This window comes from Corynebacterium lubricantis DSM 45231 (genome assembly GCF_000379425.1).
GTDB classification, from domain to species: domain Bacteria; phylum Actinomycetota; class Actinomycetes; order Mycobacteriales; family Mycobacteriaceae; genus Corynebacterium; species Corynebacterium lubricantis.
Genome location: NZ_KB902206.1, coordinates 7,512 through 9,206 on the forward strand (window position 1 = coordinate 7,512; position 1,695 = coordinate 9,206).

1 protein-coding gene, 2 pseudogenes and 1 CRISPR repeat array are annotated in these 1,695 nt (G+C 59.6%); of the genes and pseudogenes, 1 reads left to right on the plus strand and 2 read right to left on the minus strand.

All coding sequences use genetic code 11. From position 1 onward, the window contains the following. Nucleotides 1-6 precede the first annotated feature (6 nt). Nucleotides 7-645: direct repeats of the CRISPR family, unit length 28 nt; unit sequence GGCTCATCCCCGCTCGCGCGGGGCAGAC. Nucleotides 646-715: 70 nt separating this feature from the next. Further along, nucleotides 716-1,060 carry a type I-E CRISPR-associated endoribonuclease Cas2e gene (gene cas2e / locus A37O_RS0109075; RefSeq protein WP_018297193.1) on the minus strand — a complete coding sequence of 115 codons (345 nt, stop codon included), beginning with the start codon at nucleotides 1,058-1,060 and terminating at the stop codon, nucleotides 716-718. Then, nucleotides 1,057-1,434: pseudogene (locus A37O_RS0109080) on the minus strand (hypothetical protein); the annotation flags it as partial. The gene cas2e and the pseudogene A37O_RS0109080, both read right to left, overlap by 4 nt. 121 nt (nucleotides 1,435-1,555) lie before the next feature. Here A37O_RS0109080 and A37O_RS16525 point away from each other — a divergent pair. Further along, nucleotides 1,556-1,695: pseudogene (locus A37O_RS16525) on the plus strand (IS256 family transposase); the annotation flags it as partial.

The following is a 1,695-nucleotide window of genomic DNA, read 5'->3' on the forward strand; positions in this document are numbered from 1 at the left end:
GGAACGGGCTCATCCCCGCTCGCGCGGGGCAGACCTTTTGCAGTTGCCGGTCGTGATCGGCAAGAGGGGCTCATCCCCGCTCGCGCGGGGCAGACCGAGGGCCGGGGACAATCTGTGAGGTGCCCCGGGGCTCATCCCCGCTCGCGCGGGGCAGACTTGCTCGTCGCCGGCATTGACCCGGCCGTAGCGGGCTCATCCCCGCTCGCGCGGGGCAGACAGCGGAGCGCGCCAATACCGCGATCGCGCTGTTGGCTCATCCCCGCTCGCGCGGGGCAGACGCACCCTTAAGAACATCCTCGGGGTTGAGGATGGGCTCATCCCCGCTCGCGCGGGGCAGACGGTGTTGATCCTGCCACCCTCATGCTGTGGGCGGGCTCATCCCCGCTCGCGCGGGGCAGACCTAGGGACTGGCATTGTGGTCATTTGGTTCTCCGGCTCATCCCCGCTCGCGCGGGGCAGACTGTCCCCCAGCTGTGCTTCTCTACTGGTGAGAGGGCTCATCCCCGCTCGCGCGGGGCAGACCCATGGTGATCCACGATCTAGCAGCGATCGGCTGGGCTCATCCCCGCTCGCGCGGGGCAGACCTTCGGGGAAGGCATCTACTACCGAATCAACCGGGCTCATCCCCGCTCGCGCGGGGCAGACACTTGCTGACCAGCAAGAAAAGAGAGCCAAACCCTATTCTAGATGTAACTTAGAAAAGCCCAAACTCCAGTTACTTCTTTCTCGTATAACGCGCAGTAGCCCACCCGGTTTTACGTCCCGTCGAACCCGCAGACTTATTCTTTCTGTCGGGCCGCACCATAAGGGTTAGCCCATCAAAATCTGTCGGCTCCCAATCATGTTTGTGGGTTCTAATCTCCATGCCTTGTTCATTGTCAGATGACTGAACGAGCAGTGCTTTTCCGTCTTTGCAAAGTGCCACTGTGTGCTCCCAAATGAGCTCCCGAATTCTCGCTCCTGGTCGCCCAACAAACACTCCCGGCGCGATCTCGGTGAGCCATTTCGTCAGATCTCCCCTCAAACCCGCTGGACAGGCAGTTATAACTAGAACGATCATGGGCGATCAACGCCTTCCGAAGCCCAATTCGCTCCTGCCGCAATGATTTCCAGCTCACTCCACAGCATCAGGTCCACGTCGCTATAGGCTTCATCGTCAGGGATATTCATCAAACTTTGTAGGTCGCGAACCATGCGTTGCATCAATCGTGTTTCAACAATTCGATCTCGTACTTTTCGTCGCACAAGAATCCCTGCACTCATCGGATCCTCTGAAGCAGCCTCAAAAGCAGCTGGGATAGAAATCTCCGCTTTGTAAAGGTCTGCAATGTCGTAGACAAACGACCTATCGGTGCCGGTGTGAATAATCCCCAACGCTGGTACAAACCCAAGCCCAGCAACCACAGAATGCGCCACACCGTACAACGCCGCAGCGGTTGCGTCCAATAGTGTGGTGTACAGCTACCGCCTGGTGAACCCCCCCTGCCGACCAGCAAGGAGACCACCGCGGTACCTTTCGACTCAGCTCCTACACATCCTCGAAAGGACACCAACGATGGCCTCCGCGCCCAATCATATCGACCCCACCGGATACCTCGACGACCTGCTGGCCCAAGCCTCACCCGATCTGATGCGCCAGATGCTCCAGGACACCATCAACCTCCTGCTGTCCGCCCAAGCCGACCAGGTCTGCGG